Genomic DNA, 25136 nt, shown 5'->3' with positions numbered 1-25136 from the left:
CCATAGCTTTAAACCAGAAAAAAACGTTTTGCGCAACACCTACATAAACTGATAAAACATAATCCCATAAAGCATGGCAACTCCCGGAATTCCAAGACATCCGGACACCAAAAATGACAGAACATTTAGTCCGACAGAAACAGGAATGTTTCTATAGTCCATCCATTGATTGACCAGAAAAATACTGCCCATTCCTGTCAAAGCCCTGACAATAAAGTTTATCTGCCATGATCCTCTTCTTTTCATGCTCCGCCACCTCCTGCTCTATCTTATGAACTTTTTCACACAGATATGTTTTTTACCTCTGAAAAGAATTTCCTATAAAAAAAGAGCGCCACTGTCTGCACTTCGCAGTCCAATGGCACTTCCACATATCTTTTATAATTCAATTTCCACTTTTCGCCCGGTCCGGTGATACTGGTGGTATCGCACCCCGGCACAGTCAAACATCATTTTAGATGCTTTTACAGAAGTTGTATCTGCATACTTGTCTGAATCATAGATTACTTCTTTGATTCCACTCTGAATGATCGCTTTTGCGCATTCATTGCACGGAAAAAGCGATACATAAAGTTTGGCTCCTTCAAGACTTCCTCCACTGTAATTCAAGATTGCATTCAGTTCACTGTGTACGGTGTATACATACTTTGTCTTCAGCGGATCCTCACCTTCCCGTTCCCACGGAAATTCATCATCCGAACAGCCTCGTGGCAGACCGTTGTATCCCATTGACAGAATTTTGTTATCTGCACTTACGATACAGCATCCCACCTGGGTATTCGGATCTTTTGACCGTCTTCCCGAGAGAATGGCAACTCCCATAAAATATTCATCCCAGGAAATATAATCCTGTCTTTTTCCACTCATGATCGTTTCCTCTATTTTGTTCCGAAAATACGGTCTCCGGCATCTCCGAGCCCCGGAACAATATATCCATGTTCATTTAACTTTTCATCCAATGCTCCAATATACACTTCAACATCCGGATGAGCTTCCTGAAGCTTCTTTACTCCTTCCGGTGCTGCAATAATACACATAAAACGGATATTTTTTACGCCTCTGTTCTTCAGCATCTGGATCGCTGCGATACAGGATCCTCCCGTAGCAAGCATCGGATCTACTACAAATACTTCTCTTTCTTCACAGTCAGCCGGAAGTTTGCAGTAGTATTCTACCGGTTCAAGAGTTTTCGGATCACGGAACAAACCGATATGACCTACTTTTGCAGCCGGAATCATCGCAAGCATACCTTCTACCATTCCAAGTCCTGCTCTCAGGATCGGAACAACAGCAAGCTTCTTTCCTGCAAGCTCTTTTGCTGTCATCTTGCAGATCGGTGTCTGGATCTCGACATCCTGTAATTTCAGATCTCTGGTTGCCTCATAGCACATCAGCATTGCGATCTCACCGATCATCATTCTGAAATCCTTTGAACCTGTTTCCTCTCTTCTGATAATCCCGATTTTGTGCTGAATCAGCGGATGATCCATTACGTGTACATTTGACATTTGTTTTTTGCCTCCTCGTTTAACTTATTGGCAAGTTTTTTGACATACCCCTGGATCAGCTCATACATCTGCTCATACTGTTCCTGTGTCTGACCATATACAGACGGAATCTCTTTGCTTCCATTTACAAATTCACATAGTGTATAAACCTGTCCTTTTCCCGGATAATCATTCTGTATCTTTTGTTTGATACTGTCCTGCATTGCCAGAACAAGCGTATCTTCCCCAAATTCCTCTTCTGATAATGCAACAGTCTCATATCCTTCTGTCTCAATATGATGTCTCGCCAGAAGTTCTTCTGCTCTCGGATTCAGTGGCTCCGGGAAGAGAACCACAAGTCCTCTCGCACACACCTCGTATTCCTGGAAAAGCGGCTGCTTTTTCAGAATTGCTGCTGCGATCGGAGCACGACAGTTCGCGCTGTTGCTCACAAATACAATCCTGCGGTAATCCTGAAGCTTCGTGATCTCAGATGCCTGCAGTACATGATGTCCTGCTGCTTTGCCCAGCCGGTTCATGATCGCAGTTCCGATACCTGCCTCCGGAAATGCTTCACTGTAAATGTAATCAACTTCCTCTTCATCAAATTCACGTAGGACTTTATAAAGGTTTCTCGCAACCGTCTTTTCATTCACACGGGAACCTATGCATTTTACTACACCGGTCGTATACTGATCAACCGATTCATTAGACGCAATGATCCCCACCTTATATCCAAGTCTTACCTGCTCGTAAGCAATCTGCTTGATCGCCCGAACAGCCTCTTCAGGCTCTCCGTCAACAATGATCATCTCTGCCTTCGGCGCGTAGTGACGGTACTTCATTCCCGGTGCTTTCGGTGCTTTTGTGCTGTTCTCTGAAATCAAAGTTTCATCCACAGCCACCTCACCGATCACTTCACTTAACATCTCTTTTGTGATCGCTCCCGGTCTCAGGATCATCGGTGGAGTCACCGTCATATCCAGAATCGTAGACTCTACTCCGATATCTACACTTCCTCCATCCAGGATCATCTCGATCTTGCCACTTAAATCCTCTGCCACATGCTGTGCTGTCGTCGGGCTCGGTCTTCCGGATGTGTTGGCACTTGGTGCTGATACATATCCGCCTCCTGCAAGAATCAGCTCACGGGCAATCTCATCATCCGGCATACGCACAGCGACCGTTTCCAGACCACCGGTTGTTCCCAGCGGAACTTTTTCGTTCTTATTGAAAATCATCGTAAGTGGCCCTGGCCAGAAATGTGCCGCGATCTCATCTACAATAAGTGGTACAGATTCAACGATCGCACCCAGATCCTCCAGTCTCGCAATATGGACGATAAGCGGGTTGTCTGACGGGCGTCCTTTTGCTGCATAGGTCTTTTTCGCTGCCTCCTCATCAAGCGCATTTGCCCCCAGTCCGTAGACTGTCTCTGTCGGAAATGCTACCAGACCGCCATTCTTCAGGATTGAACCGGCTTCTTCCATAATCACCTGATCTATTTGGTTTCTGTCTATTTTTTTTATTATTGTTTCCATGTGTTTCATTATAGCATTATCCACATGGCATGGCAATTTTAATTTCCATACTCGTTCAGGTATTCCAGACATTTTGCGATTCCTTTGGCAACAGCTTCTGCAACCTGCTCCTGATATTCTTCTCCCGACAATTTTTCTGCCTCTTCCGGATTAGTCAGAAAACCGCATTCCACGATCACCGTAGGCACTTTTGTCCGCCTCAGAAGATAATAGGTCTCATTTGCTTTTGCCTGCCTGTGATTTTCCGGATCAATCTCCTGCAAACTTTCCTGCAGGATCTTCGCAACAGCCTCTCCTTCCCGGGAATGGCTGTAATAAAACACCTGCGCTCCATGAATTTCCGGGTCTTCATAGCTGTTCTGATGGATACTCACTGTAAGGACAGGTTTCGTCTCGTTGATCATCTTCACTCTTGCCTGCATATCTTCTGTCTTTTTACTTCCGTCTCCTGTTGTTACAAGCCCTTTATCCTCTTTTCTTGTAAGCTCTGCTGTTATCTTTTCCTTTTCCAGACATTTTTTCACTTTCTTAGTAATTGCCAGATTGATATCCTTTTCCAGAAGGTTATTCAGCCCGATTTTTCCCGGATCACTTCCCCCGTGTCCGGCATCCAGGATTACCTGAGCCTGCTTTGCCTCCACCTGATCCGCCTCGGTATACCTGCTTAATGTATAGCTGCCATAAATACATCCCGTCAGTAAAATAAGAGCCAGAATCCACTTTATTTTGCTCTTGAAAATAGTTTTCCCCCTTTTTACCATTTCACTGATTTTTTTATTCAAAAAAAGAGCCTCCTGCATATATTTTTACAAATATATGCATGGAAAGCTCTTTTCTATACCTTTCTCATTATGTAATCAGTTTACATATTTCTGAATCAGATCCCAGATATCGGAAGTCTCAAATCCAAGTTTCCATGCCGCCGTTCCTGCCAGATTATTGTCCTTCATAAGTCCGAGTTTGACTTCAAGTGAAGAAGCATCCTCCAGCCAGATCCTGTAGGTTGAATCGTTATCTCCCTGCCACTCTGCATAGTTCTGCTTCGCCGTATCATCCCATGTCACAGTTGCTCCGGCTTCGCTTACCCGCTGTGCCGCTTCTTCCATGCCAAGTGCTTCGCTGGTAACTTTCATTGAATAGCTTGCAGCCTCGGTTCCCTGATCTTCCGCACGCTCTTCGTCCGTCTTCGGTGTCTCATTCCACAGCCTTGTATAGAATGGCACTGCATTGATCACCTTATCTGCCGGTACATCCCGCAAGGTTTCTTCAATTCCCTCTTTTACATAATTGTAAGATGCCACAGAACCTGCTTCATAGGAACCGGCAAAATGTTCATCATATCCCATAATGATCACATAATCTGCCATAACCCCCTGTTCTTCTCTGTGATAATGTGTGTTATAACCCTTCGGCACATAATTATCTACAGAAAGGACCAGATTGTTCACCCGGCACAGCACAGAAAGCTCCCGGATAAACTGAATGTAATGCTCTCCGACATCCGTCGGTATCTGTTCAAAATCCACGTTGATTCCGTCAATTCCATTCTGAAGTGCTGCATTTACCAGCTGATTCTCCAGATTCTCCCTGCTTGAAGTATGACTGAGCAGCTCCATATCGTCTACATTCTGGTCGAAATTATCAACCAACGCCCATACTTCCAGTCCACACTGATGTGCATAATCCACATAGTCTGTACTTGCAATGGAACTGATATTTCCGGAATTATCCGTTACACTGAACCATGTAGGGGAAATCGTATTGAGTCCTTTTGTAGCTGCAAGCGCATCTTCAATCCCTTCGTTGGCAGCTTCACTTGTGACCTGATGCCATACCAGATTGATCTTGTAATCTTTCTTGATTCCTGTATAATCCGGTTCCTCAAATTCTCTTGAGATTGTCTCTTTCTTGGCATCCTTCAGCTTTGACTTCTGAATATACCCGACAATTCCGGACTTTGTACAGACTTTTTTCCAGTCACTTACATCTTCAAGAACCGTAAGCTTATCTCCCTTTTTCACTTCTTCGAGCACCGGACTTTTTACACCTCCCAGAATCCTTACCTGGGAATCATCCTTAACCTTTGCCGTCTGACGCTCTCCAAACTTACTGGTGATCACGACTCTTGCCGGATCTTTATAAACTTCGTAGTCAAAATTTGCATATTTCTGCAGGAAATCCAGTGCAATATATGCTGTATCTCCTTCTGTCTTTACAATTGTATAATCCTCACTGTTCACAGTATCTGAAACAGAATAATCCTTACTGTCTGCCGCTACCTTTACCATATCTCTCGGCAGTGTATACAAAAGTATATGCTCATTGGAATCCCAGTAAAAACGATCGCTGATATAATCCTGTACAAAGTTATAAGACAGATATGCAGTTCCGCCTTCTGTAATTGCCTGAGCATCCAGTACCTCGTTGTTGATCGTTACACCCATCTGCGACTTTGCCGTAATTCCAAAATATTTATTCAAATCATAGGTTTCTTTTGTCGGCCCATACTTTATCCAGTATATTGTTCCACCGGCAAGCCCAATGACAACTATAAAGATCACCAGCAATGCAATACACACGTTTCTGACACGGCGACGTCTTTTTCTTGCTCTTCTCCGTCTCTGATAACCTACGCCCGGATCCTCGTATCTTGCAGCAGCTTTTCTTGCTGCCGCAGCTTTGCGTCTACGCTCTCTTTCCCTTTGCTCATTGGTCATTCTTCTTTCGTCCACATGACACCTCCTGTTTGCAGCATATTTTCACAGTTTAACCAAGCTTGTAATATGCGCACACTTTAGGTTATTATACCACATATATCTGCCATTTGTACACATCTGAAAACTATTTCCATTCCCCACAGGTCATGTCTTGGCGAGGGGGCTCTGCTTTTTTCATTCCACCTGTGAATGGTCTGTTCCTATACTGTTAAAATCCAGTTCCCGGATCATTCCCTGTTCATCCAGAATATAATCCCGCATATAATTACTTTCTTCTCTTACCATATGCGCTGACACGATCTGAAGCGGACTTGCCGGAAAGCCATTCATCTGCATCCGGACACCACTACGCTCATAATTTGTCAGTTCTGTAAATAAATCCTGATACTTTTTCTCTTGCTCGTCCATATTTCCCCCTTGAGTCAGACAGTTTTTACGGCAAAAAGCGACCATAAGGCAACACTTGTGATATATTACTTCTCCTGTGCTTTTTCCGATGACAAGAAAATGATCACTGTCCATACTTCGGTTCAATTGTTAGGTTCTGTTGATAAATCGTCTGATATGACCTGAATGTACTTGATTCTGTACGCTGTGTGCGAAATGCGTATGATAAATTCAAGATTTGTGCGATTGACTGGTCTGTCTTATTTTCCTGTAACGCCATTATAAGAAAGAGTTTATAAAAAAGCAAGCATTTTTTATTTTTTATTTTGTTTACATCGTTCCGTTTTTTGTTTATACTATTAGTAATTGTTCAGATAGATTTTTGATTGAATAGGAAGTGATACTTTATGAAGATAGAAAAGATAAATGATAATCAGATCCGCTGCACACTTACCCGTGATGATCTCGCTCAGAGACAGTTAAAGCTCAGCGAGCTTGCTTACGGCTCCGAGAAGGCAAAGTCTTTATTCCGCGAGATGATGCAGCAGGCCGCTTCTGAATTTGGATTCGAAAGCGACAATCTGCCACTGATGATCGAAGCAATCCCGACCGCCGGTGATTCTATTGTTCTGAATATAACCAAAGTTGATGATCCGGATGAACTGGATACCCGTTTTTCCAGATTCACACCTACTCCTTCGGACGAAGCTGCTGATAAGCACAAATCCGTGCTGGAACATCTGAAAAAACTTGACGGAGCCGAAGATTTTCTCGACATTCTCCGCCAGATGAAAGAGGCTGTATCCCAGCTCCCGGAGAACCCGGAAGCACTTGCCGATACTCCGGTCCAGGAACAGGCTCCTGCTTCAGAAGCCAAAGAAGCAGCTCCTGCTGAACCTTCTGTTCCACCGGTCCGGCTTTTCTCTTTCTCAAGACTTGACAGTGTGATTCATGCCAGTCATTTTTTAGCTGAGATGTATGATGGTCCGAACACACTTTACAAGGATGAAGCAGAGAACATGTACATCCTGACACTTGCACAAGGAGAGCATCCGTCTTCTGATTTTAACCGTATCTGTAATATGCTCTCCGAGTATGGTTCACCGGAACAGGGTGGTGGTATATCACTTGCATTTCTGGAAGAACACTGTGATATGATCCTTGCCAAAAACGCAATACAGACTCTGACTTCATTTAAATAACAGACAAATCCACAATTTTTAACTTGGCGAAAAAAGACGGGGACGGCAGATTAATGATCTGTCGTCCCCGTTAAATTATATCTTTTATTTATTCACGGTCTATGCTTCAGCTGCTAAGAGTGCGTTGATCTTTGCGATAAGAAGATCTGCATCAATTCCATGAACCATTGCTGCTTCTTCAAGAGACTCACCCTGTGAAGCCGGGCATCCAAGACAATGCATTCCAACTTCCATAAGAACCGGTGCTGTCTGTGGAGCTACCTGAAGTAATTCGCCAATTGTCATTGTTTTTGTTACTTCGACTGCCATCTTTCTTCCTCCTTTGCTTTTCGTATCCCTTATTATAATACCATTTATCCCAAAAAACAACCTTAATATCCGACTGTATTGCTCGGATATTAAGGTTTCTTTGCTTTTGTAAAATATTTTCCCCCGTTTTCCACAAAAAACGTATGTTTTTATGTGGACAATGTGGATAACCCACAAATATTCAGCATTTTCACATTTTTCAAATGCCTGCTTTCACTGGTGTTTCCAAGCTTTTACACGATTCTTCTTACTGAAAGAATTGTCGTATAAGTCGCCGGTGAAATCCCGATTCCCTGTTCCGGGTTCTGTGCATTGACGATCTGACCGTTCCCAATATAAATTCCTATGTGGCCATCATAACAGATCAGATCTCCCGGCATCGCCTGATCATAGCTTACCTCCACGCCTGCATTAATCTGGTCATACGTTGTCCGTGGAAGACTGATTCCAAAATGCGCAAATACTGATTGTACAAATCCGGAACAGTCTGCCCCATCTGTCAGACTTGTGCCGCCCCAGACATACGGATTCCCAATGAACTGGCATGCATAATCAACGATCGCCTGTCCATTTGACGCCGGTTGTGCGGAAACTTCGGTAGTCTCCGTCTGCTGTACATTTTCCTGGACTTCCTGCGTCATCTGCGCTTCTTCGGATTCCCTGGACACTGCATAGTTAAATGCTTCTGCTTCTTCTTTTCCTTCCTGCTGCGCTTCCGTTACCAGATTCTCCGCATACGTCTGCGCCTCTGCTCCTGTCAGTATATATTCTGTTTTTACATATCCGGTGACATCTCCCGATTCAACTGCCGTCCATTCTCCCACAGGACCTGTGATCTTCGCCGCGTATCCCGGATACAGCTTTCCGACATATTCACTTTCCTTCGTCGGTTCGCTTCTGACATACAGAAAACTCGTTACATTGGCAAATGCCATATCTAAATACTCGCCCTTATTTTCCGGTACCAGATAATCCTCAGCTTTAATCTCCCTGTTCTGAGAATAAAGATCATTCAATACCGCTTCTATCCCTACGCCCGGCATCTTTGCAGCTTCTGCGGTGTCTCCATCTGCTGCCATAACCGAAATTCCCGGAGATACTGTCATCCCCAGAAAAGTAACTAGGAACAATCCTTTTTTTAGATTTGAATGCATAAATCTCCCTCCTTCATGTATTCTTATCTTTTGTAAATATTACAGAATTGTTACATTTGTTACGGTGATATTATATCAATCAAATTTCACATTGTCAAGTTTTCCTCAGTTATTTCGTAGTACACAGTTCTACACCGTTCTTTATACACTTTGTTTTTTCGTCATATTTGTTACAAATTATTACATCTCGCTTAACAGTATTTCCATTTTTTATTCTTTTATTCAATATACAATTTTTTATTGACATTATAAGAATATTATTATAATATGATTTTAGTAATTATTATTATTATCTATTTGTAGGAGGTGACATCAATGGCAAGTTTAAAATACAGCAGACAGCGTGAGGCAATTAAGGATTATCTTTCCTCTGTTACAACACATCCAACAGCAGATACTGTATATATGCATATCAAAGAAGAATTTCCAAATATCAGTCTCGGAACCGTTTACCGCAATTTAAATCTGCTTGCCGACATAGGCGAGGCAATTAAAATTACAACACCCGATGGCGGCGATCGTTTTGATGTACGTACCAATCCGCATTATCATTTCTATTGCAAGTGCTGCAAGCGAATGATTGATATGGATTTTGATCACATGGATAAGATCAACCATCTCGCATCCGAAAGTTTCGACGGTCAGATTGAATCACACACCATGCTTTTCTACGGTATCTGCGGTGATTGTTTAAGAAAGTCCTGACTATGTAGTATAAATTCAGAAATTTTGAAAAAACTTATCAATTATAGTTGACAAAGAAGGATGTATATGTTATCTTAATATCAGTAACAGTTACTAATATTGCTAACTAAAAGAAATCAAATATACTATCAAAAAAAGAAAAGGAGATTATTATTATGAAGAAATTTGTTTGTACAGTATGTGGTTATGTATACGAAGGCGAAGCAGCACCGGAGAAATGTCCAGTATGTGGCGTAGGCGCTGACAAGTTCACAGAAGTAAAAGAAGGCGAAAGAGAATGGGCTGCAGAGCATGTAGTTGGAGTAGCTAAAGGCGTAAGCGAAGACATCCTTGCCGACCTCAGAGCAAACTTTGAAGGTGAATGTTCAGAAGTAGGAATGTATCTTGCAATGGCAAGAGTAGCTCACAGAGAAGGCTATCCGGAAATCGGACTTTACTGGGAAAAAGCTGCTCACGAAGAAGCAGAACACGCTGCTAAATTCGCAGAACTTCTTGGCGAAGTTGTAACAGACAGCACAAAGAAGAACCTTGAAATGAGAGTAGAAGCAGAACACGGCGCAACAGCAGGTAAATTCGACCTTGCAAAACGTGCAAAAGCTGCAAACCTCGATGCGATCCATGACACAGTTCATGAAATGGCAAGAGACGAAGCAAGACACGGAAAAGCATTCGAAGGATTACTCAAACGCTACTTTGGCTAAGCTACAAGCCGAGCAGGGATAAATAGAAGAGCCCCTGGAAGAACGAATTTATTCATTCTTCCAGGGGCTCTTCTATTTATCCCTATTAGGCGACAGCCTGCAGCGAGAAGTAGCGCAGCGCATTCGAGCTGGCTCGACCTCCTATTTCTGGTTCGCCGGCTCCACAGCCACCGTCTTCCCTTTAATTTTCACATTCTTCATCGCATTCAGTACCTCACGGGCATATTCCCTCGGCACCTCAACAAATGTATACTTATCATACATATCAATCGTTCCGATCAGCTTTCCATCCATTCCGCTTTCCCCGGCGATTGCACCAAGAATATCTCCCGGACGTACTCTCTGCTTCTTTCCAATATTGATGAACAGACGTACCATTCCATCCTCACCTGCACCGGTATCTCCAAATTCCCAGTCATTTTCCTCTGTATTTTTGTTATCCTCTGTCATTCCACAGCAGATCTTTAAAAATGCAGCCGCCATATCCATTGCTGTAAATTCAGAATTATTGACACGTTCTTCGATGGCATTGATCATCATGTCCAGATCTTCCTGCTCGATCACACGCTCCACATCATCCAGAATATTTTCCATCTTAGTATTCGCAACGTCATTCAGTGACGGAACTTTCTGTGCATAGATCTTCGTCTTGCAGTATCTCTGGATCTCTTTCAGTTTGTAAACTTCTTTTCCTGATACGAAAGAAAATGCTCTTCCTTCGCGTCCTGCGCGTCCGGTACGCCCGATACGGTGTACATAATATTCATCATCCTGCGGGAGATCATAATTAAATACTGCTTCCACTTCATCTACATCAATTCCACGGGCCGCCACATCCGTTGCTACCAGGATCTCTGTCTTACCGGTCCGAAAGCCCTGCATCACGCGGTCTCTCTGTTCCTGCTTCATATCCCCGTGAAGTCCTGCCGCAAAATATCCGCGTCCGAGAAGTGCATTTACCAGAAGATCCACCTGCTTCTTCGTATTACAGAATACAACCGAAAGCCTTGGTGAATAAATATCAAGAAGTCTGGAAAGAACTTCCTCTTTCTTCTTCGGCTTTACATCATAATAATACTGCTCAATATTCGGAACAGTCAGTTCCTTTTTTGTAACTTTGATCACTTTTGCGTTATTCTGGAATTTCTTCGTAATCTCCATGATCGGCTTCGGCATGGTTGCTGAGAAAAGCACGGTCTGGCGCTCCTCAGGAACACCACTTAATACAAATTCGATATCCTCACGGAATCCCATATTCAGCATTTCATCTGCTTCATCAAGCACAACCGTGTGTACAAAATCCAGCTTCATCGTCTTTCTGCGCATGTGGTCCATCACACGCCCTGGAGTTCCTATGACGATCTGTGTTCCACTCTTTAAGGAACGGATCTGCTTTACGATATCCTGTCCTCCGTAAATCGGCAGAACCTTAATTCCATGCATATATCTGGACAGGTTGCGGATCTCGTCTGCCACCTGGATTGCAAGCTCTCTGGTCGGGCAGAGAACGATCGCTTGCAGCTTTTTCAGCTTCGGGTCTACCTTTTCCAGAATCGGGATTCCGAATGCTGCGGTCTTACCGGTTCCGGTCTGTGCCTGCCCGATCAAATCGATCCCGCTAATCATTGCCGGAATTGCCTTTGCCTGAATCGGTGAAGCCTCCTCAAATCCCATGTATCTTACTGCTTTCTGAATCTCTTCCGAAAGTCCCATTTCTTCAAATCTAACTGTTTCCATCCATTATCCTTTCTATTAAATACATTACCAATTACAAATATGACCTTAAACTCCATCATATAAACTCTGCCGGGGCGCATTCTCGCGCCTGCGACGGTCGCTTGCGACATCTTCCTTATCCGTCGCAATGCACAATAAAAAACTCCTTACTTGGTGACAATACAAGTAAAGAGCATCGTAACATTCGCGTTATATTCTAACAAATAATTTTTAAAAAGTCAATTTTCACTTGCATTTTATGCATAAACGGTATAATATATTCATATACTTAATGTAGTATTGATTACTACGTGTTGTAGTTTTAATTATTCATCTCTAGGGAGGGATTTGTGATGAAAAAGAAACATATTAAAGATCCAGGAAGTGCAATCACACATTTTATCGGCATGCTGATGGCAATTTTCGCCGCATTTCCACTTTTAATAAAAGCAGCCCACGAACCGAGCCGGATTTACCTGATCTCGCTTGCAATCTATGCTGTCAGCCTGATTCTTTTATACGCCGCAAGCACAACCTATCATACCTTTGATCTTTCCGAACGTGTCAACACGATCCTGAAAAAGATCGACCATATGATGATCTTCGTACTGATCGCCGGAAGCTACACACCGATCTGCCTGCTGGTACTGGAACGCAGAACCGGACTTATCATGCTCGCACTTGTATGGGGTATTGCAATCACCGGAATTATTATTAAAGGGTTCTGGGTATTCTGCCCGAAATGGGTATCCTCCGTCCTCTACATTAGTATGGGATGGATCTGTGTCCTCGCATTCAGTCAGATTCTCAACAATCTGACACGTGCAGAATTCGGATGGCTTCTCGCCGGCGGAATCATTTACACGATCGGCGGTGTGATCTATGCACTGAAGCTTCCGATTTTCAACAATAAGCATAAGAATTTTGGCAGCCACGAAATCTTCCACCTCTTCGTGATGGGCGGAAGTGCATGCCACTTTGTTGTAATGTATTCTTTATTGTAAACCTTGCATCCTCGAAAAATCCAGAAAACTCGCCCCACTAAAGCTGCGGAAGTAATTTTTTATTCTGCACAAAATGCCGACAGGAGAAGCAAATCTGCTTCTCCTGTTTCATGCCCTACTGCCCCGTCTCTTTATAGCTCATCACCAGCCCAATCTTCGCCCTCCGCGTCATATGCTTAATCGCATACTCCCGCCGCATCGCCTCTTCTTTTGTCTCAAACTGCTCCAGATACACCAGCTCCACTGGTCTCCTGGATCTGGTGTATTTTGCGCCTTTCCCGGCATTATGCGCTTCCAGACGCTTTTCAATATCATTCGTCCACCCGGTATATAATGTTTCATCCTTGCATTTTAAAATATATGTATAATTCATCGCTTCAAAGAGGGACCAAAAAGCCCCTCTTCCTTTCTTCTGCTCTTATTCTTCAGCCAGATAGTCCATCGGATTGACCGGCTGACCATCTTTTAACATCTCGAAATACAGATTGCAGCCCTCCAGACTGTAATACTTGGTCGGAATCTCCAGATATCCGATCACATTGCCCGCTTCCAGATAATCACCGACTTTCACCTGCACTTCCTTGAGCTGTCCATACATGCACTCGTAGCCATTCCCCATATCCAGTGTCACCGTGATTCCCGTCTGCGCAAAGTTATCAATGGATTTTACAAGACCCGGTGCTGCTGCGATCACGTTATCGTTCACCGCACCGGATATGATCATCGCCGGATTATATCTGTACTGATCCAATGTAGAAAAATATACGGTTTTATCCATACTGTAGCTCATCAGCACATTGCCGTCCACCGGCCACAGAAGCTGGCTGTCCTCCCCGAAATTCAGGTTCATTGCCGTTCCTGCGGTCTGCGTGCTGTCCGTTTCCCAAGTATCCATCCGGTTCTCTGTACTTCCATCTGCTGCCGTATTTGCAGCCTGGCTGTCCTCTTTTGTCACAGGCTCTTCATCTTCCAGCGCTTTCTTTGCAATACTGCTTGTCTCTTCCGCATTTCTTTTGATTTCTTCCTCTTTCGCCTGCTGTTCTTCCTCGATCTTTGCCTGCTCATCCTTCACATTTGCCCGGTAATTTCTCCATGTATAGGCTCCTGTAAGCACAATAGCAGCGGCAAAGCAGACCGCAAGACCGATCGACGCTCTTTTTCTCCTCTTATTAGAGGACTGCTGCTTTTTATTCATATTCTATCACCTCTGACAATATTTTTGCCAGAAAATGACCAACTTATTCTCCCTTTTCGTTTTTTTCGATCACAATATCCGTGACCTCTTCCAGACTGACATCAGTGAAAAAATATTGCAGGATTTCTTCACAGGTTTTCCCTTCCTCTGCCATCTTCTCTGCCGTGTACTGGCTCATCCCAAGACCGTGCCCGATTCCCTTCGCCGTAACCCTTGTCTGCCCGTCATAATCCTGAAGCGTAAAGCATGACGAGGCAAGATGGTAGGTTCTCCGGAATTCTTCACCATTTACTGTTTCACTGCCACAACGGACTGCTGTCACATACCCGGCACTGTCAGTTCCTGTCACTTCCATGTCGCTTCCCTGGATCATGGACACGGTCATCTCCTCTTTTGCCTCCACATCTTCGGGACATTCCCTGCTCTGAAGATACGGATACTCTTCCGAACCAAACACTTCATTTCCAGACCTTGTTTTTCCGTTGCTTAACCGGTGATACGGGGTCAGAATCAGCTTTCCGTCATACATCAGAACCTGTCCCCTCGTCTCATCCCACGCAGCTTTCATCTTCTCATAATATTCTCCATAATGATCTGCTCCCCAGTTGCTCTCCATCTGCTGCCTGGTCCAGTATTCCTTCGTCAGGACAGTGTTGGTGCCCTCATCCTGGATGCTTTTGTAAATGCTGGTCCGGATCAACACTGCCTGTGCCTTTAACGCTTCCTCCTCCGCATCTCCCTCAATTTCTTTAGCCAGAATCCCGATCCCATATTCATCCAGTGAAATTTTTCTGTTCTTTTCGTCACTTTTTACGGTCACATACGGGCTCGTCCCATTGTCCTGCGCCAAACTGCTTCTGCCATTCAGCAGAATCGTAACCACATACGGAAGTAATATAAGAATGGCAGCAAAATAGCCTGCCTGTCTGAAGTATTTTCGCATAATAAAACCTCCCATACCACTGTATGAGAGGTTTTGACTGATTATGCTTCTGGTTTAACTGTAACATAATCCAGTTTCCAGATATTATCAACATATTCCTGAATGGTTCTGTCTGAAGTAAATTTACCACAGCTTGCTGTATTCAGAAGTGCCATCTTAGCCCAACGATCCGGATCTTTGTAAGCTTCTTCCACTTTCTTCTGTGCTTCTGCATAAGAGCGGAAGTCTTTCAGGATAAAGTATCTGTCCGGTCTGTCTCCACCCTGTGTATTCAGAAGTGAATTATACAGGTCGCGGAACATCTCATGGTCACCATGTGAATAAGTTCCATCCATCAACTGGTCAACGACTCTCTTAATATCCCAGTCATTGAAGTAGATCTCCTGCGGGTTATATCCGCCATTATTCTCATAGTTGATAACTTCGTCAGAACTGAGGCCGAAAATAAATGCATTTTCAATTCCAACTTCTTCTACGATCTCTACATTGGCTCCATCCATAGTTCCAAGTGTCGGTGCACCGTTCAGCATGAACTTCATGTTACCTGTTCCGGAAGCTTCTTTGGAAGCGGTAGAAATCTGTTCGCTGACATCTGCTGCCGCGAAGATCCATTCTGCGTTGGATACGCGGTAATCTTCGATAAATACGACTTTCAGCTTTCCATTGATGCTCAGGTCATTATTTACCACATCTGCTACAGAGTTGATCAGTTTGATGATCTCTTTTGCACGGACATATCCTGCGGAAGCTTTTGCACCAAAGATAAATGTTCTCGGATAGAAGGACATCTCCGGATGTTCTTTGATCTGGTTGTACAGATACATTACATGCAGAATGTTAAGAAGCTGTCTCTTATATTCATGAAGACGCTTAACCTGTACATCATAAATAGATCTCGGATCGATCTCTACTCCATTGTGTTCCAGAATATATTTTGCAAGACGTTCTTTGTTCTTGTATTTGATATCCATAAATTCTGCTCTTGCCTTCGGATCATCCGCAAGCGGTTTTAATTTTGACATCTGGGACAGATCTGTGATCCAGCCGTCTCCGATGTGGTCTGTTACCCAGTCTGCAAGCAGCGGGTTTCCATGAAGAAGGAATCTTCTCTGTGTGATACCATTGGTCTTGTTGTTGAATTTCTCCGGCATCATTTCGTAGAAATCTTTTAATTCCTGATGTTTCAGAATCTCTGTATGAAGTCTTGCAACACCATTTACGGAGTAGCCTGCAATAATAGCCATATGTGCCATTCTTACCTGACCGTCCATCAGGATAGCCATCTTACGGACTTTATCTTCATTGCCCGGATACATACGGCGAACCTGTTCTACAAAACGGCGGTTAATTTCCTGTACAATCTGGTATACACGCGGAAGCAGTCTTGAGAACAGGTCGATCGGCCATTTTTCAAGTGCTTCTGACATGATCGTATGGTTGGTGTAAGCAACCGTCTTTGTTGTTACTTCCCATGCTTCATCCCATCCAAGACCTTCCTGGTCAATGAGCAGACGCATCAACTCTGCAACTGCTACAGTCGGGTGAGTATCGTTCATCTGGATCGTAACTTTTTCATACAGTTTGCGCACATCTTTGTGTTTCTTTTTATATTTATCAAGCATAACCTGAAGACTGGCAGATACAAAGAAATACTGCTGTTTCAGACGAAGCTCTTTTCCTGCATAGTGATTGTCATTTGGATAAAGAACCTCGACGATCGTTTTTGCAAGGTTTTCCTGCTCGATCGCTTTATGGTATTCTCCTCTGTCAAATGCATCCAGTTTAAAGTCTGTGATTGCCTGTGCATCCCAGATACGCAGTGTATTGACTACGTGGTTGCCATATCCTACGATCGGCATATCATATGGAATAGCAAGTACGGATTCATAATTTTCCTGGATGAAATCTTCTTTCTTGGTCTGTTCATTATACTGTACACGAATGGTACCACCAAAACGGACTTCCTTTGCATACTCGTCACGGCGGATTTCAAACGGATTGCCATCTTTGAGCCAGTTATCCGGCACTTCTACCTGATAGCCATCTTTGATCTTCTGTTTGAACATACCGTAGCGGTAACGGATTCCACAGCCGTAAGCTGCGTATCCAAGAGATGCAAGTGAATCCAGGAAGCAAGCTGCAAGACGTCCAAGACCACCATTACCAAGTGCCGCATCCGGTTCCTGATCTTCTACCACATTCAGATCAATGCCCATCTCATCAAGGGCTTCTTTTACTTCTTTATATGCAGTCATGTTGATCAGGTTGTTGCCAAGTGCACGTCCCATAAGAAATTCCATTGACATATAATATACGGTCTTTGGATCTTCTTTTTCGTATGTTTTCTGTGTCGCAAGCCAGTCATCTACAATTGCTTCTTTTACTGCATAAGATACTGCCTGGAAAATCTGCTGCGGAGTTGCTTCTTCAATCTCTTTACGATACAGTGTCCGCACATTTTCTTTCACATCATTTTTAAAAGTTTCTTTTTCAAATCTTTTACTGTACATGCCTATATTCCCTTCTCATTTTTGCGCAGCGGCAGGGATTATTCTCCCTGCTTTTCTACGCCCATATTTACAGCTTCACCGTTGATCTTCCAGTCTTTCACATAGCCTGCAGGTTCAGCCTTTTCAACTGCTACCGCAAGTGTCTCCTGTCCGATCTGCTCTGCATACTCTGCAAATACTTTTTCTGCCTTTTCGCTTCCGTCGTAAGTTACCTTGATCTTATCCATAACTTCAAATCCGGCTTCCTTACGCATAGTCTGGATCTTGCTGATGATCTCACGTACAAATCCTTCTGTCAGAAGTTCTTCTGTCAGGTTTGTATCCAGTACAACGGTGATACCATAGTCACTCTCAGATACATATCCTTCCATCTGTGCCATGTCGATCAGAAGGTCTTCTTTTGCAAGTTCAATTTCCTGTCCATTTACCTGAAGCTTCAGAACACCTGTCGCATTCAGTTCGTCCATAGCAGCATTTCCGTCCAGATTGCTGAGTTCATTCTTGATTCCACCTAACAATTTACCATATTTTGGTCCAACTGTCTTTAATTGTGGTTTAAATGTATAAGAAGTAAATGCACGAACATCATCTGTAAGTTCGATTTCTTTTACATTCAGCTCATCTGTCACGATATCCTGATAGAACTCCGGCAGATCGGAAGCACCTTTTACGAACATCTTTCCGATTGGCTGACGGTTCTTGATGTTGGCTGTATTACGGCATGCACGTCCCATTACAACGATCTTCAGGACTTCATCCATGTTCTCTTCCAGAGTCTTATCGATATAAGCTTCATTTGCAACCGGATAATCACAAAGGTGGATACTTTCCGGAGCGCTTTCATCTACGCTTCTTACCAGGTTCTGATAAATTTCTTCGGTCATGAACGGGATCATCGGTGCTGCAACCTTTGATACAGTAACGAGTGCTGTATAAAGAGTCATGTAAGCATTGATCTTATCCTGTTCCATTCCTTTTGCCCAGAAACGTTCGCGGCTTCGTCTTACATACCAGTTACTCATATCATCTACGAAGTCCTGAAGTGCTCTTGCAGCTTCCGGAATCCGGTAATTTGCAAGATGATTATCTACTGTCTTGATCAGTGTATTCAGTTTTGATAAGAGCCATTTATCCATTACAGATAATTTGTCATATTCAAGTGCATATTTTGTTGCATCAAAATCATCAATATTGGCATACAATACGAAGAATGCATAGGTGTTCCAGAGTGTTCCCATGAACTTTCTCTGTCCTTCCATAACCGCTTTTCCATGAAAACGGTTCGGCAGCCACGGTGCACTGTTTACATAGAAATACCAGCGGATCGCATCTGCACCGTATGTCTCCAAAGCATCAAACGGATCAACCGCATTTCCTTTGGATTTACTCATCTTCTGACCATTTTCATCCTGTACATGTCCGAGAACGATTACGTTCTGGTATGGTGCTTTGTTGAAGATCAGGGTTGAAATTGCCAGCAGAGAATAGAACCATCCTCTTGTCTGGTCGACGGCTTCAGAAATGAACTGAGCCGGGAACTGCTGTTCAAATACTTCTTTATTTTCAAATGGATAGTGATGCTGTGCAAACGGCATGGATCCGCTGTCGAACCAGCAGTCGATAACTTCCGGTACACGGTGCATCTGTTTTCCACACTTCGGACACTTGATTGTTACATCGTCAATATATGGACGGTGAAGCTCGATATCATCCGGGCAGTTGTCTGACATGGATTTCAGTTCTTCAATGCTTCCGATCGAGTGCTGGCATCCGCATTCGCATTCCCAGATATTCAGTGGAGTTCCCCAGTAACGGTTACGGCTGATACCCCAGTCCTGAACATTTTCAAGCCAGTCACCAAAACGTCCTTTACCAATGCTTTCCGGGATCCAGTTGATAGTATTGTTATTTGCGATCAGGTCATCTTTAACTTCTGTCATCTTGATGAACCATGATTCTCTTGCATAGTAGATCAGTGGAGTATCACATCTCCAGCAGTGTGGATAACTGTGTTCAAACTTCGGAGCATCGAAGAGCAGTCCACGAGCATCCAGATCTTTAAGTACTTCCGGATCTGCTTTCTTTACGAAAAGTCCTGCAAATGGAGTTGTCTCGCCCATATCCCCTTTCTCGTCAACGAGCTGTACGAATGGAAGGTCATATTTGCGTCCTACTTTCGCATCATCTTCACCAAATGCTGGTGCCAGATGAACAACACCAGTACCATCTGTCAGAGTTACATAATCATCACAGGTAACAAAGAATGCTTTCTTTTTCTGTTTTGCTGCGCAGTCATATGCACACTGGTAAAGCGGTTCATATTCTTTGTATTCCAGATCTTTTCCTTTGTAAGTTTCCAGAACTTCGTATGCCGGTTTGTCTTCTTCTGCAAATTTCCCAAGAATGGTGTCAAGCAGAGCGCATGCCATATAATAAGTATATCCGTCTGCACATTTTACTTTGGCGTAATCTTCTTCCGGGTTTACGCAGAGTGCGATATTAGACGGAAGAGTCCAAGGTGTGGTTGTCCATGCAAGGATGTATGCATCTTCGTCTTTCACTTTGAAACGAACGATAGCAGAACGTTCTTTGACGTCCTTATATCCCTGTGCAACTTCCTGTGCTGAAAGTGGTGTTCCACAACGTGGACAATACGGAACGATCTTAAATCCTTTGTAAAGGAGTCCCTTATCCCAGATTTTCTTCAGAGCCCACCATTCAGACTCGATAAAGTTATTATCATAAGTAACATATGGATTTTCCATATCTGCCCAGAAACCTACTGTAGAAGAGAAATCTTCCCACATTCCTTTGTATTTCCAGACACTTTCTTTACATTTATTGATAAATGGTTCTACACCATATTTTTCAATCTGATCTTTTCCATCAAGGCCGAGCAGCTTTTCTACTTCCAGCTCTACCGGCAGTCCGTGAGTATCCCATCCTGCCTTACGCGGAACCATGTAGCCCTTCATTGTACGGTATCTCGGGATCATATCTTTGATTACACGGGTAAGAACGTGTCCGATATGCGGTTTTCCATTTGCTGTCGGAGGTCCATCGTAGAAAGTATAAGTTTCTCCTTCTTTACGGTTCTCCATACTTTTCTTGAAAATATCTTCTTCATTCCAGAATTTTTCAACTTCTTTTTCTCTGTCTACAAACTTCAGGTCTGTATCCACTTTTTTGTACTTAGCCATGATAAGCTCCTTTCTGAATCAATGACTTTGTATGCATTTTTGGGTATATAGAAAAATGTGCCCCGGCACGTAGTGCCCTTAATTTTGCAAGAAGTATTTGGAATTTCCTGCAAAATTAAAAAAGACTTTCACCCGTAAAAGGACGAAAGTCTGTACATCGTTAACCACCTGTTACTGCATACCAGCATATGAGTTTCCTGTAACGGGGGAAATAACCGTCAGAACTTACTCGCCAGATTGCTTTCAGTTACTGCAACTCGGAAGTGATGTTCAGATCTACCCTACTTGCACCGGTCTTCCACCATCTCCGGTTCGCTTTACCTTTCAAATAAATCTTACTGTCTTCGTCAATGTCTTTTGATCTTTTTTCACCATTTCTAGGTTATTATAATAAAGAACCCCTTGCTTCGTCAAGGGGTTCTGCGGGATTTCGTGATTCTTTCCTTATATTTGACTGACCAGACGTTAATCTTTGTCAACTTCTCTTCTGCGCTTTCTGTTTGTTTCCACTTTCTTCTTTCTCAAATGTTTCAGAACAGCCCTCCATACAATAATAAGAATGAGTACTGCTGCAATCACACAGATTACAAGGATTACCTCTCGTGGTATTGTACTCTGAGCCTGCTTTTGTGTTTCACTGTCTGACTTATCGCCGGACACCTGTGCTTCATTTTCTGTGTTATCCTTCTGCAGATATTCATCACTTAATGTCACAGCTGCTTTTCCGACCGGGTTGCCCTGATAAGTATAAGTTACTGTTCCGGTGCTGCTGTTCGTGTCATCCTGCGTAATTTCGTAATCCAGGCTTTGGAAATTTACATTTTCCGGAAGTACAACATATGCATTCGGATCAATTTCTTTAAAATCTGCGGAGTCTTCATAATCCGCAATCGTATATTTTGCGAAATTATTAAATCCATACTCCAGTAAATTGATGGAGTCTGGGTATACATTTTTCCCATGTGTCTTCAAGACAACACTGATCAGCTCCAGATTATCATCTGCTGCACAGGATACCAACGTGTTGAGTGCTTCATCTGTATAACCGGTTTTTCCGGCTATTGTCTTTGGATAATAATAGTCGTTTCCCTCGTAAAACATCAGATCACTCTGCTGAAAGGTTCTCGCCTGATTTACCAGATTGGTTGCACCGATCGTATACTGCTGTGTCTGGGCAATCGTCTTGAATTCTTCATGATTTTCAAGCAGTTCCTGTGTAATAAGTGCCATATCACGTGCCGTCGTATAATGGTTCTGCGCATTCAGCCCATTCGGATTTTCAAAATCAGAATTTACTGCTCCCAGCTCTTTTGCGCGTTCATTCATCTTTGCAATAAAGCCATCATATCCTAAACCACCCACATTTTCAGCAATCGCATAAGCAACTTCATTTGCAGATGCCATCAGAAGTGCGTGAAGCGCATCATTTAAAGAAATTTCCTCCCCCGCGATCATTCCTATATAAGCATCCCCCTCTGCTACACAATCCACACTATTCTGTGTAATCGTGATCTTGTCATCAAGATTGCCGTTTTCCAATGCGACAAGTGCCGTTAAAATCTTTGTAATACTGGCAGGATAAGCCTTTCCGTCAATGTTTTTCGCATAAAGGATCGCACCGCTTTTTGCCTCCATGACAATCCCAGCCTCTCCGTAAGTAGCCGGTCCTTCCGGCCAGTTCTCCAGCTCATTGCTGGCAATCTTCATATCATATGCCTGCTGTGTTACTTCATCAATTTTCTGCTGCTGCAGGGCTTTAATTTCTTCTTGATTTTTTCCGGAAGTTTCTTCCTCTGTCAGATTATAATTGCTGACCGTTGTATCAATTGGTTCATTTGCTGACGTATCTTCTGCAAATGCGGTCATTCCAAGACTTCCAACCATCACTGCCACCAGCGATGCACTTAAAATTTTCTTCCATCTCCTCACGGATCTTCTCCTCCAAATTCTTTAATCTTATACGATAAATCCCCGATATCTGTTCAGGCATGCGTAAATATCCTGTTTACGGATCTGTGCCATCGCTACAGAAACATAACTTCCTTTGCAAAGGGATGCCAGACCCTGCTTCTTAATCTGACTCCAAAGCTTTTCCACGCAAAGATCAACATCCTGTTCCTTCCGTTCCATTTCTTCCAACAGATTCTTCAGGCAGTACGCTAATGCCGTTGTCTGTTCTGCATCCAGGATTTGTTCTACATATTTCAGATCCACATTTTCTCTTCCAATAGAAAATGAATCTTTACCAAACTGTTTTATCTTCACCTGATCTCTCTTCTTTTCCATTTTTCCGGCCTTTAAGCTTCTGTGATGATCTTTATCAAATAAGACATCTACATCAACCGGAACCTTTTTCTCTCCGGTCTCACTTTTTTCACCAATCACCGTTTTCACTTTTTCTGTGATATCGTACGTTCGGTAATTATCCATCTGCAGCACATGATCAGCAATGTAAAAATAAGATCCAGAACTTCCGGCCACCAGAATAATAGAAATTCCCTGCTTTTGATACAGGTTACCTGCCTGAAGAGTAAATGGTGTAATCGGTTCCTGTTCACCGGATACGACAGCCTGCATCAGCTCATCTCTGACCATAAAGTTCGTCGCACAGGTGTCTTCATCGATCAAAAGACATTTTGCACCTGACTGTACCGCTTCTACCACATTTGCAGCCTGCGAAGTCGAACCACTGGCATCCTCTGTAGAAAAATTTACTGTATCTTTCTTATTCGGCAGATCATTGATAAACGGTGAAATATTGATATGGGATACACATCTTCCATCCTCGGCCCGGATCTTCATCGCAGTATCCGAAGTAATCACGTATTCTCTTCCATCTCCGGCGACGTGATTGTAAATTCCCTGCTCGAGTGCCTTCAGAAGTGTTGATTTTCCATGATATCCTCCACCCACGATCAAAGTAATTCCTTCCGGGATTCCCATTCCTTTTATTTTACCCCGGTGTGGAAGTTCCATCTCTACTTCCATACTTTCCGGTGCTTCAAAAGCAATTGCACCTTTCATAGGCTTCTGTGATACACCGCTTTCTCTTGGCAATATAGAACCATTTGCCACAAATGCAATAAGTCTCCGCTTTGTCAGTTCTCTTCTTATATAATGTTGATCTTCCGCAAGTTCTATACACTTTTTCACTTCCTGCTGATTCAGGTTCTTATAATATAAAGATCTGTCAGCTATTTCCGGAAGATACTCAAACAAAATCTTCCTCAGTTCAAATGCATTGATCGTCCGTCCATTTGCCGGAAATCCAACTTCAAACCGTACCAGAAGATCTCCATCCTTAATTTCAAATGCAGTCCTGTCCAGAACCTCCTGTCCACAGCGGCTTATCCCAATCAATCCACTTTTTCCGGAACCCTTTGCCTGGAAAATAAATTTGGAAACAGCTTTTCCGAATTGTCTTGTCAGATAATCCTGAAGCGCAATTCTTCTGTGTTCTTCTTTATAATATTCTTCTGGAAATCTCGCCTGGATTTTCTTCACCTGAATACTCAGCTTTGACGGAGAAGCAAATGGATCTCCTTGTACATGATCAATATTGAGCTGGTATCCCTGAAACTGATAGCTTCCTCTCAAATCTTTGTAAGCTGGATAGCTTCTTCGATTGATACTCATCAAATTTTTTTCTAATTCTGCTGCTGATTTCATATCCTGCTCCCTCTTATCAAATTCTATGATGTTGGGGTCAAGAGGTCAAAAATCCTCTTGCAGGCAAGCTTGCATCGGCTTTCTGACCTTTTGACCCTGGTATCATTCTATTTTACTAGCAAAAATTTACTTGGTGCATATTAAATTTTCTATAAAACGAAAAAAGATGTAAACCCAATTTATACAGGATTTACATCTTCTAAATCATGAAGCATCGGGGATTCGAACCCCGGACAACTTGATTAAAAGTCAAGTGCTCTACCACCTGAGCTAATGCTCCATCTGTTATACAGCTTGCCTTCTTTCGAAGACAGTGCCCAGAACCGGAATCGAACCAGTGACACGAGGATTTTCAGTCCTCTGCTCTACCGACTGAGCTATCTGGGCATACACACTAATGTGTGAGTTGCGGGAGCAGGATTTGAACCTACGACCTTCGGGTTATGAGCCCGACGAGCTACCAGACTGCTCCATCCCGCGATGATATCTCATTATAGCACATTTTTTCTAAATATGCAATGGGCGGAGGTGGATTCGAACCACCGAAGCAAATTGCAGCAGATTTACAGTCTGTCCCCTTTGGCCACTCGGGAATCCACCCATATGAAGTTTTACTGTCTTCCAACAGACATCATTCAGATTAACTGTCTGATGCAAGCCGATGATCGGACTCGAACCGATAACCTGCTGATTACA

The 25136-nt window shown here is 43.2% G+C and carries 21 protein-coding genes and 4 tRNA genes; 4 read left to right on the top strand and 21 right to left on the bottom strand.

The annotated features are described in order from the left end of the window. Positions 1–39: 39 nt before the first annotated feature. From PG766_RS07085 to PG766_RS07055, 7 genes are all read right to left on the bottom strand, one after another. Positions 40–246 carry a pro-sigmaK processing inhibitor BofA family protein gene (locus tag PG766_RS07085; RefSeq protein WP_117559055.1) on the bottom strand — a complete coding sequence of 69 codons (207 nt, stop codon included), beginning with the start codon at positions 244–246 and terminating at the stop codon, positions 40–42. Between the two features lie 132 nt (positions 247–378). After that, complete coding sequence (locus tag PG766_RS07080) at positions 379–867, bottom strand: deoxycytidylate deaminase (protein ID WP_008375533.1); 489 nt, start codon at positions 865–867, stop codon at positions 379–381. 11 nt (positions 868–878) lie between these two features. After that, positions 879–1508, bottom strand: coding sequence for a uracil phosphoribosyltransferase (upp, locus tag PG766_RS07075; RefSeq protein WP_117824705.1), 630 nt, complete (start codon positions 1506–1508; stop codon positions 879–881). Beyond that, positions 1490–3028: an L-threonylcarbamoyladenylate synthase gene (locus PG766_RS07070; protein WP_055248207.1), complete on the bottom strand. Its 1539-nt coding sequence runs from the start codon at positions 3026–3028 to the stop codon at positions 1490–1492. Before PG766_RS07070 ends, upp begins: the two co-directional genes overlap by 19 nt. A 38-nt stretch (positions 3029–3066) precedes the next feature. Beyond that, on the bottom strand, positions 3067–3810 hold the full coding sequence (locus PG766_RS07065; RefSeq protein WP_243000026.1) for an N-acetylmuramoyl-L-alanine amidase family protein: 744 nt from the start codon (positions 3808–3810) through the stop codon (positions 3067–3069). A gap of 75 nt (positions 3811–3885) precedes the next feature. Further along, positions 3886–5745: a glycosyl hydrolase family 18 protein gene (locus PG766_RS07060; protein ID WP_118199151.1), complete on the bottom strand. Its 1860-nt coding sequence runs from the start codon at positions 5743–5745 to the stop codon at positions 3886–3888. Positions 5746–5919: 174 nt separating this feature from the next. Beyond that, positions 5920–6153, bottom strand: a complete 234-nt coding sequence (locus tag PG766_RS07055; RefSeq protein ID WP_117559053.1) for a hypothetical protein — start codon at positions 6151–6153, stop codon at positions 5920–5922. Between the two features lie 386 nt (positions 6154–6539). Between PG766_RS07055 and PG766_RS07050 the strand changes: the two genes are divergently transcribed. After that, positions 6540–7334, top strand: coding sequence for an adaptor protein MecA (locus PG766_RS07050; RefSeq protein ID WP_118199116.1), 795 nt, complete (start codon positions 6540–6542; stop codon positions 7332–7334). Between the two features lie 99 nt (positions 7335–7433). On the opposite strand, the gene PG766_RS07045 is transcribed toward PG766_RS07050, so the two are convergent. Next, positions 7434–7643, bottom strand: coding sequence for a DUF1858 domain-containing protein (locus PG766_RS07045; RefSeq protein ID WP_022220329.1), 210 nt, complete (start codon positions 7641–7643; stop codon positions 7434–7436). A gap of 233 nt (positions 7644–7876) precedes the next feature. Next, on the bottom strand, positions 7877–8797 hold the full coding sequence (locus tag PG766_RS07040) for a C40 family peptidase (protein WP_117824589.1): 921 nt from the start codon (positions 8795–8797) through the stop codon (positions 7877–7879). Between the two features lie 315 nt (positions 8798–9112). Between PG766_RS07040 and PG766_RS07035 the strand changes: the two genes are divergently transcribed. Together PG766_RS07035 and PG766_RS07030 are read left to right on the top strand one after the other, a co-directional pair. Next, a complete protein-coding gene (locus tag PG766_RS07035; protein ID WP_270590678.1) occupies positions 9113–9502 on the top strand; it encodes a Fur family transcriptional regulator in 390 nt (129 codons plus the stop codon). Between the two features lie 155 nt (positions 9503–9657). Further along, positions 9658–10203, top strand: a complete 546-nt coding sequence (locus PG766_RS07030) for an NADH peroxidase (protein ID WP_008375550.1) — start codon at positions 9658–9660, stop codon at positions 10201–10203. A gap of 141 nt (positions 10204–10344) precedes the next feature. Here the strand turns inward: PG766_RS07030 and PG766_RS07025 are convergent, their stop codons facing one another. Further along, complete coding sequence (locus PG766_RS07025) at positions 10345–11940, bottom strand: DEAD/DEAH box helicase (protein ID WP_055262176.1); 1596 nt, start codon at positions 11938–11940, stop codon at positions 10345–10347. A gap of 332 nt (positions 11941–12272) precedes the next feature. On the opposite strand from PG766_RS07025, the gene trhA reads away from it, so the two are divergent. Further along, a complete protein-coding gene (gene trhA / locus PG766_RS07020; RefSeq protein WP_055248060.1) occupies positions 12273–12923 on the top strand; it encodes a PAQR family membrane homeostasis protein TrhA in 651 nt (216 codons plus the stop codon). Between the two features lie 115 nt (positions 12924–13038). Here trhA and PG766_RS07015 read toward each other — a convergent pair whose 3' ends face one another. The 11 genes from PG766_RS07015 to PG766_RS06965 all read right to left on the bottom strand — a co-directional run bounded on the left by PG766_RS07015 (position 13039) and on the right by PG766_RS06965 (position 25041). Beyond that, the gene (locus tag PG766_RS07015; RefSeq protein ID WP_173698758.1) at positions 13039–13296 is read right to left on the bottom strand and encodes a GIY-YIG nuclease family protein; all 258 of its coding nucleotides are present in this window, start codon (positions 13294–13296) and stop codon (positions 13039–13041) included. A 45-nt stretch (positions 13297–13341) separates the two neighbouring features. After that, positions 13342–14118 (bottom strand): M23 family metallopeptidase, encoded by a 777-nt coding sequence (locus tag PG766_RS07010; RefSeq protein ID WP_055248057.1) that lies wholly within the window; start codon positions 14116–14118, stop codon positions 13342–13344. A gap of 43 nt (positions 14119–14161) precedes the next feature. Then, positions 14162–15061: a SpoIID/LytB domain-containing protein gene (locus tag PG766_RS07005; protein ID WP_118199114.1), complete on the bottom strand. Its 900-nt coding sequence runs from the start codon at positions 15059–15061 to the stop codon at positions 14162–14164. Positions 15062–15102: 41 nt separating this feature from the next. Continuing rightward, positions 15103–17571, bottom strand: a complete 2469-nt coding sequence (locus PG766_RS07000; protein ID WP_008375560.1) for a glycogen/starch/alpha-glucan phosphorylase — start codon at positions 17569–17571, stop codon at positions 15103–15105. A 38-nt stretch (positions 17572–17609) separates the two neighbouring features. Beyond that, positions 17610–20771: an isoleucine--tRNA ligase gene (gene ileS, locus PG766_RS06995; protein ID WP_118219792.1), complete on the bottom strand. Its 3162-nt coding sequence runs from the start codon at positions 20769–20771 to the stop codon at positions 17610–17612. A gap of 465 nt (positions 20772–21236) precedes the next feature. Then, the gene (locus tag PG766_RS06990; protein ID WP_117824582.1) at positions 21237–22700 is read right to left on the bottom strand and encodes a D-alanyl-D-alanine carboxypeptidase family protein; all 1464 of its coding nucleotides are present in this window, start codon (positions 22698–22700) and stop codon (positions 21237–21239) included. 27 nt (positions 22701–22727) lie between these two features. After that, the gene (locus PG766_RS06985; RefSeq protein WP_118199112.1) at positions 22728–24440 is read right to left on the bottom strand and encodes an ABC-ATPase domain-containing protein; all 1713 of its coding nucleotides are present in this window, start codon (positions 24438–24440) and stop codon (positions 22728–22730) included. A gap of 207 nt (positions 24441–24647) precedes the next feature. Then, positions 24648–24720, bottom strand: a tRNA-Lys gene (locus PG766_RS06980). 34 nt (positions 24721–24754) lie between these two features. Next, positions 24755–24827: transfer RNA gene (locus PG766_RS06975), tRNA-Phe, on the bottom strand. A gap of 19 nt (positions 24828–24846) precedes the next feature. Continuing rightward, positions 24847–24920, bottom strand: a tRNA-Met gene (locus PG766_RS06970). A gap of 39 nt (positions 24921–24959) precedes the next feature. Continuing rightward, positions 24960–25041, bottom strand: a tRNA-Tyr gene (locus PG766_RS06965). Positions 25042–25136: the final 95 nt, after the last annotated feature.

Source organism: Coprococcus sp. LG101-27 (assembly GCF_027695515.1).
Lineage (GTDB): Bacteria > Bacillota > Clostridia > Lachnospirales > Lachnospiraceae > Allocoprococcus > Allocoprococcus comes.
Note: the sequence above shows the minus strand (reverse complement) of the source record. Positions and strands in the feature narration are given on the sequence as shown.